General features: G+C 59.8%; 12 protein-coding genes. 9 read left to right on the top strand and 3 right to left on the bottom strand.

Annotation, left to right across the window (positions count from 1 at the left end; all coding sequences use genetic code 11):
* The first annotated feature begins 208 nt into the window (after positions 1–208).
* From AC1DFB_RS12840 to AC1DFB_RS12815, 6 genes are all read left to right on the top strand, one after another.
* Complete coding sequence (locus AC1DFB_RS12840; RefSeq protein ID WP_480922613.1) at positions 209–973, top strand: uracil-DNA glycosylase; 765 nt, start codon at positions 209–211, stop codon at positions 971–973.
* Positions 970–1,569, top strand: a complete 600-nt coding sequence (locus tag AC1DFB_RS12835; RefSeq protein ID WP_480921395.1) for a metallophosphoesterase family protein — start codon at positions 970–972, stop codon at positions 1,567–1,569. Before AC1DFB_RS12840 ends, AC1DFB_RS12835 begins: the two co-directional genes overlap by 4 nt.
* The gene (locus tag AC1DFB_RS12830) at positions 1,566–2,186 is read left to right on the top strand and encodes a LysE family translocator (RefSeq protein ID WP_170664006.1); all 621 of its coding nucleotides are present in this window, start codon (positions 1,566–1,568) and stop codon (positions 2,184–2,186) included. Before AC1DFB_RS12835 ends, AC1DFB_RS12830 begins: the two co-directional genes overlap by 4 nt.
* Positions 2,187–2,192: 6 nt before the next feature.
* Positions 2,193–2,735, top strand: a complete 543-nt coding sequence (gene moaB / locus AC1DFB_RS12825; protein WP_170566219.1) for a molybdenum cofactor biosynthesis protein B — start codon at positions 2,193–2,195, stop codon at positions 2,733–2,735.
* A 105-nt stretch (positions 2,736–2,840) separates the two neighbouring features.
* Positions 2,841–4,298, top strand: coding sequence for an efflux RND transporter periplasmic adaptor subunit (locus AC1DFB_RS12820; RefSeq protein WP_170513173.1), 1,458 nt, complete (start codon positions 2,841–2,843; stop codon positions 4,296–4,298).
* A 5-nt stretch (positions 4,299–4,303) separates the two neighbouring features.
* The gene (locus tag AC1DFB_RS12815; protein WP_480921394.1) at positions 4,304–7,705 is read left to right on the top strand and encodes an efflux RND transporter permease subunit; all 3,402 of its coding nucleotides are present in this window, start codon (positions 4,304–4,306) and stop codon (positions 7,703–7,705) included.
* Here the strand turns inward: AC1DFB_RS12815 and AC1DFB_RS12810 are convergent.
* Both AC1DFB_RS12810 and AC1DFB_RS12805 read right to left on the bottom strand, forming a co-directional pair.
* Positions 7,672–8,121, bottom strand: a complete 450-nt coding sequence (locus AC1DFB_RS12810) for an NUDIX hydrolase (protein ID WP_170612826.1) — start codon at positions 8,119–8,121, stop codon at positions 7,672–7,674. The two genes, AC1DFB_RS12815 and AC1DFB_RS12810, sit on opposite strands and share 34 nt — an antisense overlap.
* A gap of 4 nt (positions 8,122–8,125) precedes the next feature.
* Positions 8,126–8,938: a protein-disulfide reductase DsbD domain-containing protein gene (locus AC1DFB_RS12805; RefSeq protein ID WP_170395691.1), complete on the bottom strand. Its 813-nt coding sequence runs from the start codon at positions 8,936–8,938 to the stop codon at positions 8,126–8,128.
* 148 nt (positions 8,939–9,086) lie between these two features.
* On the opposite strand from AC1DFB_RS12805, the gene AC1DFB_RS12800 reads away from it, so the two are divergent.
* Positions 9,087–9,641, top strand: a complete 555-nt coding sequence (locus AC1DFB_RS12800; protein ID WP_170395693.1) for a YqgE/AlgH family protein — start codon at positions 9,087–9,089, stop codon at positions 9,639–9,641.
* Here the strand turns inward: AC1DFB_RS12800 and AC1DFB_RS12795 are convergent.
* Positions 9,638–10,585 carry an L-threonylcarbamoyladenylate synthase gene (locus tag AC1DFB_RS12795; RefSeq protein ID WP_170612828.1) on the bottom strand — a complete coding sequence of 316 codons (948 nt, stop codon included), beginning with the start codon at positions 10,583–10,585 and terminating at the stop codon, positions 9,638–9,640. The genes AC1DFB_RS12800 and AC1DFB_RS12795 overlap by 4 nt on opposite strands.
* Before the next feature lie 132 nt (positions 10,586–10,717).
* Here AC1DFB_RS12795 and AC1DFB_RS12790 point away from each other — a divergent pair, with 132 nt between their 5' ends.
* The gene (locus AC1DFB_RS12790; protein ID WP_480921393.1) at positions 10,718–12,421 is read left to right on the top strand and encodes an acyl-CoA dehydrogenase family protein; all 1,704 of its coding nucleotides are present in this window, start codon (positions 10,718–10,720) and stop codon (positions 12,419–12,421) included.
* Positions 12,421–13,467: an MBL fold metallo-hydrolase gene (locus tag AC1DFB_RS12785; protein ID WP_480761779.1), complete on the top strand. Its 1,047-nt coding sequence runs from the start codon at positions 12,421–12,423 to the stop codon at positions 13,465–13,467. Before AC1DFB_RS12790 ends, AC1DFB_RS12785 begins: the two co-directional genes overlap by 1 nt.
* Position 13,468: the final 1 nt, after the last annotated feature.

The following is a 13,468-nucleotide window of genomic DNA, read 5'->3' as shown; positions in this document are numbered from 1 at the left end:
CGCGCCCGCATTGCAACTGTCCGGCGCGGCATTGTGTATCCCGATCAAACAGCTGCGCACTCGCCGAACCGCCAGAGGTTGCCAGCAATAGAGCAATCAGAAGGAATCGCAGAAATGACAGCATGACCCTGCCATGGTCGGTGCGACCCTGTGCCATGGCAAGGTCTATTCGCTTTCCCTCGGTCAAAAGCTGGTTAGATTGAGGGTTATGGAATCGGGTTTGGACCATCATACCGCGCGGGCGCTGCTGGAATGGCAGATCGAGCTGGGCGCAACCGAGGCGATCGGCGACGCGCCGGTGGATCGCTATGCGTTGCCGGACAAAGCGGCCAAGGCTAAGAAACCAGCTGCGGTTGAACCTGCGAAAAAACCAGAACCGGTCGATACCGCAGCTGTTGCAAAACAGGCGGCGAAAACCGCTGGATCGCTCGTCGAGTTGCGTGCGGCGATGGAGGCGTTTGATCTTTGCCACCTCAAACGCGGCGCGCGGCAGTTGGTGTTTTCCGATGGCACCCCCGGCGCACGGGTAATGATCATCGGCGAAGCGCCCGGCCGTGATGAGGATCGCGAAGGTAAGCCCTTTGTCGGGCGCGCTGGGCAATTGCTGGACCGGATGCTGGCCGCGATTGATCTGGATCGGCGCGAGAATGTCTACATTACCAACGTGCTGCCGTGGCGGCCCCCGCAGAATCGCGATCCCAAGCCGGAAGAGATTGGCATGATGAAGCCGTTTCTGGAACGGCATGTGGCGTTGGCCAAGCCCGAGGTGCTGGTGGTGATGGGCAATATCAGCTGTCAGGCCTTGCTGGGCAAACGCGGTATCACGCGGCTGCGCGGGAAATGGGATCAGGCGCTGAACCTGCCGGTCATCCCTATGTTCCACCCGGCCTACCTGCTGCGTCAACCGCAGATGAAACGACAGGCCTGGGCCGATTTGCTGGATTTGCAAGCAAGGCTGAGGGGCGCGGGATGAGAGTTCTGGCGTTTTCCGATCTTCATATGGCGCGCAACCGGGCCGCTGATCTGGTGGTCGCCAGCGCCGAGGCTGATCTTGTCATCGGAGCGGGGGATTTTTGCAATGCGCGGCGGGGCCTGAATGAAGCGATGCAGATGCTGTCGGGCATTGCAGCGCCGCTGATCCTTGTGCCGGGCAACGCTGAGAGCGCCGATGAACTGACAGCCGCTGCGCCCGAAGGCGCGCATGTTCTGCACGGGACGGGCATGACATTGGATGGTCTGCGCCTGTTCGGGCTGGGCTACGGCGTGCCGGTGACGCCTTTCGGAGACTGGTCCTGCGATCTTACTGAAGCTGAAGCATCGGAACTGCTGGACCGGTGCGAGGCTGCGGATGTTCTGATCGCGCACTCTCCGCCAAAAGGATATGGGGATGTGACATCGCAAGATGTGTCGGTCGGCTCGACCGCAGTTCGGGACGCGGTTGAACGCATCCAGCCCGGTTTTGTCTTTTGCGGTCATATCCACGACAGCTGGGGATATCGCGGCATGCTGGGGCGGTCTCAGATTGCCAATCTGGGTCCGAAACCACATTGGTTCGAGGTAACAACGTGATCGAGACAGTGACATTGATGGCCTTCATCCCAGCCGCACTGGTGCTGAATTTTACACCCGGCGCTGACATGATGTTCTGTTTCGGGCAAGGGTTACGGTCCGGGTCACGCCCAGCGATGATGGCCAGCCTCGGTGTTTCGACGGGTCTGATGGTGCAAGTTTTGCTGGCGGGGCTTGGACTTGGGGCGTTGGTATCAGCCGTGCCTTGGCTGTTTGACGTTATCCGGTGGATGGGCGTTGCTTATCTGTTGGTTCTTGCATGGGGCGCAATCCGGAAAGGGGCAGTGTCGGACGATGCAGCAATCAAGCCTGCTCATTTCGCGTTTCGCGAGGGGTTGCTGGTGAACCTGACCAATCCCAAGGTCATTCTGTTTGTTTTGGCCTTTATCCCTCAGTTCGTGGACCCAGCAAACGGCCCGGTTCTGCTGCAATTCCTAACCTTTGGTGCAATCATTACTTTGGGCAGCATTCTAGTGAATGGGATGGTCGGTATCTTTGCGGGCGGAGCAGGGCGCATTTTGATCTCAAACCCACGCGCTTCACGTATCATTGGATGGGTCACAGGCGGGATATTCGCGGCTCTTGCCATCCGGCTTGCCATTATGGAAAGGGCTTGACGACATATGTCGCGCATTGACGAAAGCATTGAGTTCATCCCCGTCCGTATTGCGGTTCTGACCGTGTCGGATACACGCTCACTGGACGACGACCGCTCGGGCCAGACGCTTGTCGACCGGATCGAAACGGCTGGACATTCAGTGGCGGACCGCAAGATCATTCAGGACGAACGCGCCCAGATTGCCGAGCAATTGCGCAGTTGGATCGCGGATCCTGAAATCGACGTCGTGATCTCGACCGGCGGCACAGGTCTGACGGGTCGCGATATTACAGTCGAGGCGCACCGGGACGTTTATGAAAAAGAGATCGAAGCGTTTGGCACCGTTTTCACCATCGTGTCCATGGAAAAGATAGGTACTTCTGCCGTGCAGTCACGAGCCACAGGCGGAGTTGCAGGCGGAACCTATCTGTTCGCGTTGCCGGGCAGCCCGGGTGCCTGCAAAGACGCTTGGGATGCGATTTTGGAGAAGCAGTTCGATTATCGCCACCGGCCCTGTAATTTCGTTGAAATAATGCCCAGATTGGACGAACACCTGCGACGGAAGTAGACTGGTTCTGCGTTTAACGGATCATAACCGCTTTGTGGCTTGGCATTTTTTGCGACCCGGCTACCTTTGCGGAAGGCAGCATGTGCGACCAAAGGTGAGTGACCGATGCGATTTCTGCGGCAAAGCCTTGTTGGGGTCTTCCTGGCGTTTCTGACGCTGGGCCTGTTGATCGTTGCCGCACAGATGATCTCGGGCGCGGTTCAGGATGTGCTGACGCGGGACAATCAGGCACCTGAGGCGCGGGAACGCATATTCGCCGTTACCGTACGAACCGCCGAGCCGGAAACCGTCACTCCTTATCTTGAAGCGTTTGGCCAGATTCAAAGCCGCCGCCGGTTAGAGCTGCGCGCGGCCTTGGGTGGGCGCGTTGTATCACTGGCCGAAGATTTTGAAGATGGCGGTACCGTAACGGCGGGAGAATTGCTGGTCGAACTGGACCCAGCCGATATGCAATCGGCTCTGGACCGTGCCAAATCCGATCTTCTGGATGCCCAGTTTGAAGAGCGCGACGCCGAACGCTCGCTGCTGTTGGCGCAGGATGAGTTGAAATCAGCCGAGGCACAGGCCGAACTGCGTGACCGGGCTTTGCAGCGTCAGCAGGACCTGCAGACGCGAGGTGTCGGGGCTGCTGCAAGCGTCGAAGAAGCGGAACTGGCCGCAACATCGGCTCATCAGGCAGTTCTCGCGCGCAGGATCGCTTTGGCGCAGGCCGAATCCCGTGTGGATCAGGCAACAACCCTGTTTGCGCGGGCTCGAATCGCGTTGGAAGGGGCCGAGCGTGACCTGGAGGATATGACGATCCATGCCGGGTTTGATGGGACGCTGACCGAGGTTACTTTGGTTGAAGGCCGCTTGGTCGCGGCCAACGAAAAGCTGGCCGAACTCGTCGACCCCAATGCGCTTGAGGTCGCGTTTCGGGTTTCCACCGCGCAATTCGTGCGGTTGCTGGACGCGCAGGGTGATCTGATCTCAGCCCCGGTGACTGTATCGCTTGAGGTCACGGGGACCGATCTCACTGCCACCGGCCGGATCAGTCGCGATAGCGGCGCGGCGGGTGAAGGGCAAACCGGGCGTCTGATCTATGCGCGTCTCGACGACGCGCCGGGATTCAAGCCGGGGGATTTTGTCACCGTTTCGATTGAAGAACAGCCGCTCGATAATGTGGTCCGTCTGCCATCCTCGGTTCTGGACGCCACGGGCAACGTGCTTGTTCTCGGCCCCGATGACCGGCTGGAACCGTTGGCTGTGCAATTAATCCGTCGTCAGGGCGATGAGGTGCTTTTGCGTGGTGAAGGCCTGGAAGGCCGCGAGGTTGTGATTGGCCGGACGCCTCTGCTGGGTTCGGGTGTACGTGTGCGGCCCCTACGGATTGAGGCGAACGCTGAAACTGATCCGGGCATGGTCGAGCTTTCGGACGAAAAGCGCGCTCAGCTTGTGGCTCAGGTCGAGGCCAGTGATGCGATGTCTCAGGAAGACAAAGCCCAAGTATTGGGCCAGTTGAGCGAGGCCAAAGTGCCCGCCACCCTAATACGCCGTCTTGATGACAATCGGGCCGGGGGCTAAGCGCGATGATCCGCGACATTCCCAACGCGGCGGGCGGTATCCTCAGCTATTTCACCCGGCACCGGACTGCGGCCAATCTGTTGCTGCTGATCATGCTGGTGCTGGGGGCCGCCGCGATCCCCAACATGCGGGCACAGTTCTTTCCTGATGTGATTCTCGAACGCGTCGATGTGAACGTTCAATGGGACGGCGCAGGCCCCGAGGATGTCGACAATGGCATCGTCCAATTGCTGGAACCTGCGTTACTGGCGGTTGAGGGTGTTGCCAGTACTGAATCGACCTCACGTGAGGGAACTGCGCAGGTCCGGCTGGAGTTTGAGCCGAACTGGGACATGTCTCGCGCGGTTGAGGAGGTCCGGACCGCCGTCGATAGCGTCACCAACCTGCCCGAAGACGCCGAGGAACCAACCATCAGGCGCGGCGCTTGGCGGGATCGTGTCACGGATGTGGTCATCACGGGGCCCATCGAAGCTGAACAACTGGCCAAATTCACCGATGAATTGATAAGCCGCCTGTTTGCGGTTGGTGTCACGCGGACAACGATCCGGGGACTGGCCGCGCCGCGTGTGGTGGTCGAAGTCCCCACCGCACAGTTGATCGCCAATGATACCTCGCTTTCGGATATTGCCGAGGCCATTGCGGCAGAAGTCACCGCGAACCCCGCGGGCGATGTCACAGGTGCCAATGCGCGTATTCGGACAGGTGTTGAGAAACGCACCCCGGAAGAGATCGAAGGCATCGCCCTGCGCAACTTTGCCGATGGCTCAAAGCTGGTTGTGGGCGATGTGGCTGAAATTCGGGTCGAAGGGGTCACGCGCAACCGCAGCTATTTCGTCGGTGACAATCCGGCGATGTCGATCCGCGTCGACCGGTCCAATTTGGGCGATGCCATCGGAATTCAGCGCGATGTCGAGGACGTCGTGGCCGAGATGCAGGCCAGCCTGCCCGAAGGTATCACGGTTGAGCTGATCCGCACCCGCGCACAAGCGATCACCGACCGACTGGATATTCTGGTCGACAATGGGCTGGTCGGGCTTGGGCTGGTGGTTTGTCTACTCTTCCTGTTTCTGAACGCCCGCATCGCTTTCTGGGTGGCTGCCGGTATTCCGGTGGCAATGTCTGCGGCGATTGCGCTGATGTATCTGGGCGGGTTGTCGCTGAACATGGTGTCTCTGTTCGGTTTGATTATTACCTTGGGCATCGTGGTTGATGACGCCATCGTCGTGGGAGAGCACGCCGATTTCCGTGCCCGCCGTTTGGGCGAAGCGCCAATCGTAGCTGCAGAACGCGCTGCCCGCCGTATGGCGATGCCGGTGTTTGCTGCAACAGTGACCACGGTCATCGCCTTCTTTGGTCTCACCGCCATCGGTGGCCGCTTCGGAGAGCTGATCCGAGACATCCCGTTCACCGTTATCGCTGTCCTGATTGCCTCACTGATCGAATGCTTCCTGATCCTGCCGAACCATATGGCCCATGCCATCGCGCATTCGGCTAAGGAGCATTGGTATGACTGGCCCAACCGGGTTGTGAACAAGGGCTTCCGCTGGGTGCGCGACCACCTGTTCCGCCCGCTGGTCGCTTGGGTGGTCTGGGCACGGTATGTGGTTGTTGCACTGATGGTGGTGATACTGGCCAGCCAGATTGCTCTGTTCATTCGGGGCGATGTGAATTGGCGGTTCTTCAACGCACCGGAACGCGGCTCGGTCACTGGCAATTTCATCATGGTCGAAGGGGCGACGCGCGCTGAGACGCTGGAAATGATGCGCATGGTCCAGAAGGCCACGGAAGAACTGGGTCAGGTTTACGAAGAACGCCATGGCCGCAACCCGATCGAATACGTTCTAGCCGAGGTTGGCGGTTCGGCCGGATGGGGGCTGCGCGCGGCGGACGGTAAGGATGACGATTTGCTGGGCGGCATCTCGATCGAGCTGATCGATGCCGACTTGCGCCCCTATTCCAGCTTTGAATTTGTGGGCGAGCTGCAGGATTTCGTGCCGCGCCACCCGAAGGTTGAGCTGCTTAGCTTCCGTGGTTGGCGTTCAGGGCCCGGTGGCGATGCGATTGACGTGCAGTTCTACGGTGCGGATGTGAACACGTTGAAATCTGCATCCGAGGACCTCCAGGCGGAACTCGCGAAATACCCTGAAGTTTCAGCGCTCGAGGATAACCTCGCCTATGACAAGGAAGAGTTCATTCTGGACCTCACCGCGCAGGGCCAGGCGCTGGGTTTCCGCATCGAAACACTGGGCCGCGTGTTGCGAAACCGGCTGAACGGGATTGAGGCCGCGACCTTCCCGGATGGTCCGCGTAGCACCGAGATTCGGATCGAATTGCCCGAGGGCGAACTGACTGCTGATTTTCTCGAACGCACATTGATGCGGACTCCGGATGGCGTTTATGTCCCGCTCGCCGATATCGTCTCGGTCGAGCGTAAATCGGGTTTCTCGACCGTCCGGCGCGAAAATGGTCTGCGGGTCATCTCGGTGAATGGTGATATTTCCGAGGACGACCCGGCGCAGGCTGCCGAAATCGCCCGCGCCATGCGCGAAGAGATATTGCCAAACATCGCCGCCGAACGGCAGGTCGAATGGCGCATGGCTGGCCTGAGTGAGCAGGAGGATGAATTCCTGTCCGAGGCCCGCACAGGCCTGATCCTGTGTCTGACCGGAATTTATCTGGTATTGGCTTGGGTCTTTGCCAGTTGGACAAGGCCCTTGGTGGTCATGGCGATCATTCCCTTTGGCCTCGTGGGCGCGATCTGGGGGCATTACCTGTGGGGCGTGCCGTTAAGCATGTTCACCGTCGTCGGCCTGTTGGGCATGACCGGGATCATCATCAACGACTCGATTGTTCTGGTGACCACAATCGACGGATACCGGAAAGAGCGCGGGTTGGTGCCGTCAATCGTAGAAGGTACGGCAGATCGTTTGCGGCCTGTGATGCTGACCACGCTGACCACGGTACTGGGGCTGACGCCCTTGATGTATGAAAGTTCGCAGCAGGCGCAGTTTTTGAAACCGACCGTGATCACACTGGTCTATGGGCTGGGCTTTGGCATGGCCCTGATCCTGCTGCTAGTGCCTGCATTGCTGGCCATCCTGAACGACATCTCACGCCCGATGACATCGATGAGACGGGCCTTGCGAGCGCCGGACAGGGTGGTGCGCAATGCCGTGCGCGCAACGGGCGCAGCGTTGGCGATCTGGCTGGGTGCCTCGATGATCTGGCCCGTAGTGACAGGTGCGCCGTTGGTGCTGCTCTCGGGTCTCTACCCCGCCGCCGAAGGTCCAAGTGTGCTGCAAATGGGCTTTGGCGTTTTCGTGGCGGGTGCGACCGTAATCCTGCTGGTGGGTGTGGTGCTGTCCAGCGTGCTTTATGCACGCTTGTCGGATCGGGTCGAGGCTTGATCCATCTCTAAAGCACGCCGCAAAAGATCGGGAACGCGGTCGCTCATTGGCAGGTCGCCGCTGGTGATCTGGTCCACCGGAAACCACTGAGCGTCCTGCGCGTCGTCTGCAGCGACAGGCGTGCCGGTTACATAGCGACACGCAACTCCGACCAGCAGGTAGTGCGCCCGGGTCTGCCCGCTATCATCGCGCAGCAAAAGGTCGAGATTGTCGAGATAGACCAAAGGCTCAGCAATCACACCGGTCTCTTCCCGCAGCTCGCGGGTGGCGGCGTCCAGAACCGTTTCACCCCATTCCACATGGCCGCCTGGAAAGCCCCACAGCCCCTGATCGGGTTGCTTGCTGCGTTGCACCAAAAGTACCTGGCCATCGTGCAGCACGACAGCCAAGGCACCGATCTTTGGGGTCTGGCTCATCCGGTCAGCCTGCGCTGCATCCTTGGATATCGACAGCGTGGTTTGCCCCCAGAACCGTGATGCGCACTTCGGACCGATCCAGCGCAAATGGCCCGCCGGAGGCGCCGATAATCTCCGAGCTTGCGATCAGGGTGTTGCCCTGACGGCGTGTATCGGGCTGCGATGCCCAGAGTGCCGGGTTTCCTGGTTCAATGACGGCGAATTCGGACCCGCCCGCTGAAGGCATGGTGATACGCGCCTCGATCCGCATTCCGTCTGCAGTGGGAGTCAATTGGCACGTCGCATCCGCCACGCCTGCTTCGCGTTCGGAAAACGGGCGCTGGGCGAGGGCTGCGGCGATGGCCGGATTGCGTGCAGCGTCGGCATCCATTGTGTGATCGAATTCCAACCGACCCGGCACGCAGACATCCTTACACACGCCCAAGTCCATCTCGCCGCGCAAACGCACGGGTTTGGCAGGGTTCTTAGGCGTAATTTCAACGGGCAGTACAAGTTGATCCTCATACCCGACCGAGCGCAGCCCGTTCTGATCAAACACATGCGGCGCGGGCCATGTGAAGGCTATGTCTGCAATATTGCGAGAGCCTTTCCAATCAAACTGCGGCGGAATGCCCGCATCGCCGGGTGCGCGCCAATAGGTCTTCCACCCGTCCTTGAGCTTTAGACGCAAGGCCCCCTGATAGGTACCTTCGGCGGTTTTGCCGCCGTCCAACACCTCAAGCTGAACCAGATTATCAACCCCCTGCGCAGTGGCGGGGGCACCAAAACAAAGGCTGACGGCCAGCACGGCTGCAGCAGATTTGCAAAGCGCTTTCATATGCAGAACATGCGCATTCCGGTCGTGATTGCCAAGTCACGTTCCGGTCACTTCTGTGAAATGCACGGAAATCCCGGCTGATCCCTTGCCATTCCCCGGTTCACAGGGTCATTCTAGGGATATCCTATGGCGCAAGAGATATCTGCTGATGGACCTTACGGGAAAACTGTTGATTGCGATGCCCGGAATGGGCGACCCGCGATTCGAGCATTCGGTCGTCTATATCTGCAGCCATGGTGATGACGGCGCGATGGGATTGATCGTGAATAAGCCTTCGGACTTGCGGATCAAGACCTTGCTGGAACAGCTCAACATCCCGTGTCGGATACCCGTAATTGGCGAACGGCTGGTGCAGTTTGGCGGCCCGGTCGAGATGTCGCGTGGCTTTGTCCTGCATAGCGCAGATTACGAGGCGAATCTGCATTCAATGCAGATTTCCGAAGATTTCAGCATGACCGCAACGCTGGATGTGCTCGAGGATCTGGCGTCGGGCAAGGGCCCGCTGAATTCGATGCTGACTTTAGGTTATTCCGGCTGGGGGCCGGGTCAGTTGGAAGATGAGATCGCGATGAATGGTTGGTTAACGACTGATGCGTCGTCGAAACTGGTCTTTGATGTCCCTGATGACGAGAAATGGGAGGCGGCTTTGGCTACGCTTGGTGTTGATCCGCTGACCCTTTCAGCCAGTGCAGGCCGCGCCTAATCGCGAGGGGCTGCTGCGCGGCGTAGACGGTCGTTGATGGCCGCACCTAATCCGTGATGGGGAATGGGTGATACGGCGATTGGCCGACCGGTATCGTTAAGTTTGTGAAGGGCGGCAAACAGGCTGGCGGCGGCCTCGGGCAGGTTGCAGGTGCTGGAGAGGTTCAGATCACAATCAACAGGGCCAAAACCCAGCAACACCTCGTCCCCCTGCCGTGACCGGGCGTTCAGCCGCACCGGCGCGTCCGGCGCGTAGTGGGATTGCAACTGCCCCGGCGCGGTAAGCAGATCGCCGGGTTGGTGGTGATGCAGTTCTGCCTTTAGAACCTCTTCGATTTGTTCCAATGCGACACCACCTGGACGCAACAGGGCAGGGGTGCCGGCCAGACCCACAATAGTGGACTCAAGCCCGACACCGCACGGCCCATCGTCCAGAACTGCGGCTATGCGTCCCTCCAGCCCCGCTCGGACATGGGCCGCCGTCGTTGGGCTGATCTGACCAGAGGGGTTTGCCGATGGCGCTGCCACAGGACCGTCAAAAGCGGTCAGTAAAGCGTGCGCTGTGGGATGCGCAGGCACGCGAACGGCCAGAGTATCCAAACCAGCTGTGACCAGCGACGAAATCCCGTGATCGGGGCGCAGAGGAAGAACCAGAGTTAACGGTCCGGGCCAGAAGGCATCAGCCAACAAATCAGCCTGATCGGTCCATTCGACGAAGCGTTTTGCGGTCTCGGTTGAGGCGACATGGGCGATCAGTGGGTTAAAACTGGGTCGCCCCTTGGCTTCATAGATCGCGGCCACAGCCTCGCCGTTCCGTGCATCGCCACCCAGTCCATAGACGGTCTCGGTCGGGAAAGCGACCAGCAGCCCCTGCCGCAACAGGTCAGCGGCCTTGGCGAGCCCGTCGGCGTTTGCTGGTAAGTCTTGAGTACCGAGAAGGGTCATGGATCGTGACGCCGCGTTTTGGTTGCTTGCAGTTCAGGTAACGGTAGGTAATCGTGCCAGCCCAAATGAATACCGGCGTGGGGCCGGGATTCCAACCCCACGCTGACAACTTGCCAGAACCAGAGGGAAACCATGCCCTATCGTGCCCCGATCTCAGACTATGAATTCCTGTTCCGCAACGTGATCGGCTTTGACCAGATCGCCGCGACCGAAAAGTTCTCGGAAGCCAGCGAGGATGTGGTTAGCGCCATTCTGACCGAAGCCGGGAAGATGTGCGAAGAGATCATGGCCCCGCTTCAACGCCCTGGTGATCTGGAACCCGCGCGGCTGGAGAACGGCGTGCTGCGGACCTCTCCGGGCTATGCCGAGGGCTGGAGGGCGATTGCCGAAGGCGGCTGGATCGGGATGAGCGGCGATCCCGAATATGGTGGTATGGGTCTGCCCATGACCATGACCACCGCCGTGAATGAGATGATGAGCGCTGCTTGCCTGTCGCTGCAATTGGCCCCCTTGATGACCCAAGGCCAGATCGAAGCGTTGGAGCATCACGCGAGTGATGAGCTGAAAGCGCTCTATCTGCCCAAGATGATGGCGGGTGAATGGTCAGGCACCATGAACCTGACCGAACCGCAGGCCGGATCGGATGTGGGCGCGCTGACCTCGAAAGCCGAAGACAATGGCGACGGCACCTATTCGGTGACCGGGCAGAAGATCTATATCTCTTGGGGCGACAACGACTTTGCCGAGAATGTCTGCCATCTTGTTCTGGCCCGCCTGCCAGACGGTGTTCCGGGAACCAAAGGGATTTCACTGTTTCTGGTGCCGAAATACATCCCCGACGAGAACGGCAACCCCGGCGTGGCCAATGACCTCAAGGTGGTCTCGCTGGAACACAAGATGGGCCTGCACGGCTCGCCGACCTGCGTGATGCAATATGACGGGGCCAGAGGCTGGCTGGTCGGCAAGGAACATGGCGGGATGGCCGCGATGTTCACCATGATGAACAACGCGCGTTTGGGCGTTGGTGGCGAAGGTGTGGGCGTCGCCGAGGGCGCTTATCAACACGCGTTGGCCTATGCGTTGGAGCGTAAGCAGGGCAAGACGCCCTCGGGCACGATCATCGACCATGCGGATGTGCGGCGGATGCTGATGTCGATGCGCGCGGATGTGTTTGCGGCGCGGGCGATCATGCTGGCCAATGCAGCTGCAATCGACATGGCGCAGGCCACGGGTGAGGCCGATTGGGCGGCACGTGCGGCGCTGCTGACGCCGATCTGCAAGGCTTTTGGCACCGAGACCGGCATGCGCGTTTCCGAGACCGGCGTTCAAGTGCATGGTGGCATGGGCTTCATCGAAGAAACTGGTGCTGCACAATATTATCGCGATGCCCGTGTGACCGCGATCTACGAGGGCACCAATGGTATTCAGGCCATGGACCTCGTAGCGCGCAAGATGATGGATGGGGGTGAGGCGGCCTCGAACCTTCTGGATGAGATCGAGGATCAAGCTGAGAAGGCGCGCGCCACGATGCCTGAACTTGCTGGTCCTGTTTGGGAAGCTTCCGAGTCGCTGCGGGAAGCGACGGAGTGGCTCGTTGCTCAATCGGATATGAACAACCGGTTTGCTGGCGCGGCTTCGTATCTAAAAGCGTTCGCGCGGGTTCTGGGCGGGCATTACCATTTGTCAGCGGCGCTAGCCGATCCCGATGGACCGCGCGCCAAGTTGGCACGTTATTATATCAATGTGCTGCTGCCTGAACATACGGGCTTGCTTGCGCAGGCGCAGAACGGGGCGGATGACCTCTATGCCCTCAGCCCAGAGGAACTGGCGGTTTGATGGATGGCGAGGCTCCGCAAGTGATGCGATATCCGTGGGAGGAACCACCCGCTCCTGGCGAATGGGTCGAAGTTGCAGAAGGAGTTCTGTGGATCAGGCTGCCTTTGCCGATGGCGCTGGATCATGTGAATGTCTATGCATTGGATGATGGCGACGGTTGGACCATAGTCGACACAGGGCTTTCTTCAAAGAAAACACGGGGAATCTGGCAGACCCTGATGGAAGGGCCATTGGCTGGCAAACCCGTCCGTCGCGTTGTCGTGACTCATCACCATCCTGACCATGTCGGCAATGCGGGCTGGTTCCAGTCCGAGCATGGCGCGGAACTGGTCACCAGTCGTACCGCATGGTTGTTCGCGCGTATGCTGACGCTGGATGTGCAAGAGAATTGGCCGAAGGAAACGTTGGACTATTACCGCAGCGCGGGGATGGATCCGGACGTGCTGGCCGGTCGGATGGCCGAGCGTCCGTTCAACTTTGCCGACGCCGTGTACCCTATGCCGCTGGGATTTACCCGTGTCAAACAGGGCGACGTGATCCGCATGGGTGGCCGCGACTGGGATGTTCACATGGGCAACGGCCATGCGCCCGAGCATTGCACCTTCTGGAGCCGCGAGGACAATCTGGTGCTGACCGGCGATCAGATCCTCAGTTCGATCAGTTCCAACTTGGGCGTCTATGCCACCGAGCCGATGGCCGATCCGGTGGCCGACTGGTTGGAGGCTTGCGAACGCCTGCAACCGCTGGCCCGGCCCGATCATTTGGTTTTGGGCGGGCACAAACTGCCGTTCACCGGGTTGCCGATCCGCATGCGGCAGTTGATCGATAACCACCACGGCGCGCTGGAGCGTCTGCTGAACGATCTCGATCAACCCAAAACCGCCGCCGAGTGCTTTGCCCCGCTGTTCAAGCGCCAGATCAGGGGCGGGGAATACGGTCTCGCGCTGGTCGAGGCGGTTGCACATATGAACCATCTCTACCACATTGGAGCTGTCGCCCGGACGCGGCGCGCGGACGGAGCTTGGGAATATCAGCGCAAAGGGTAGA

Source organism: Ruegeria sp. S84 (assembly GCF_056583445.1).
The sequence above is the reverse complement of the archived record's forward strand: the minus strand, read 5'-3'. Positions and strand labels throughout refer to the sequence as shown.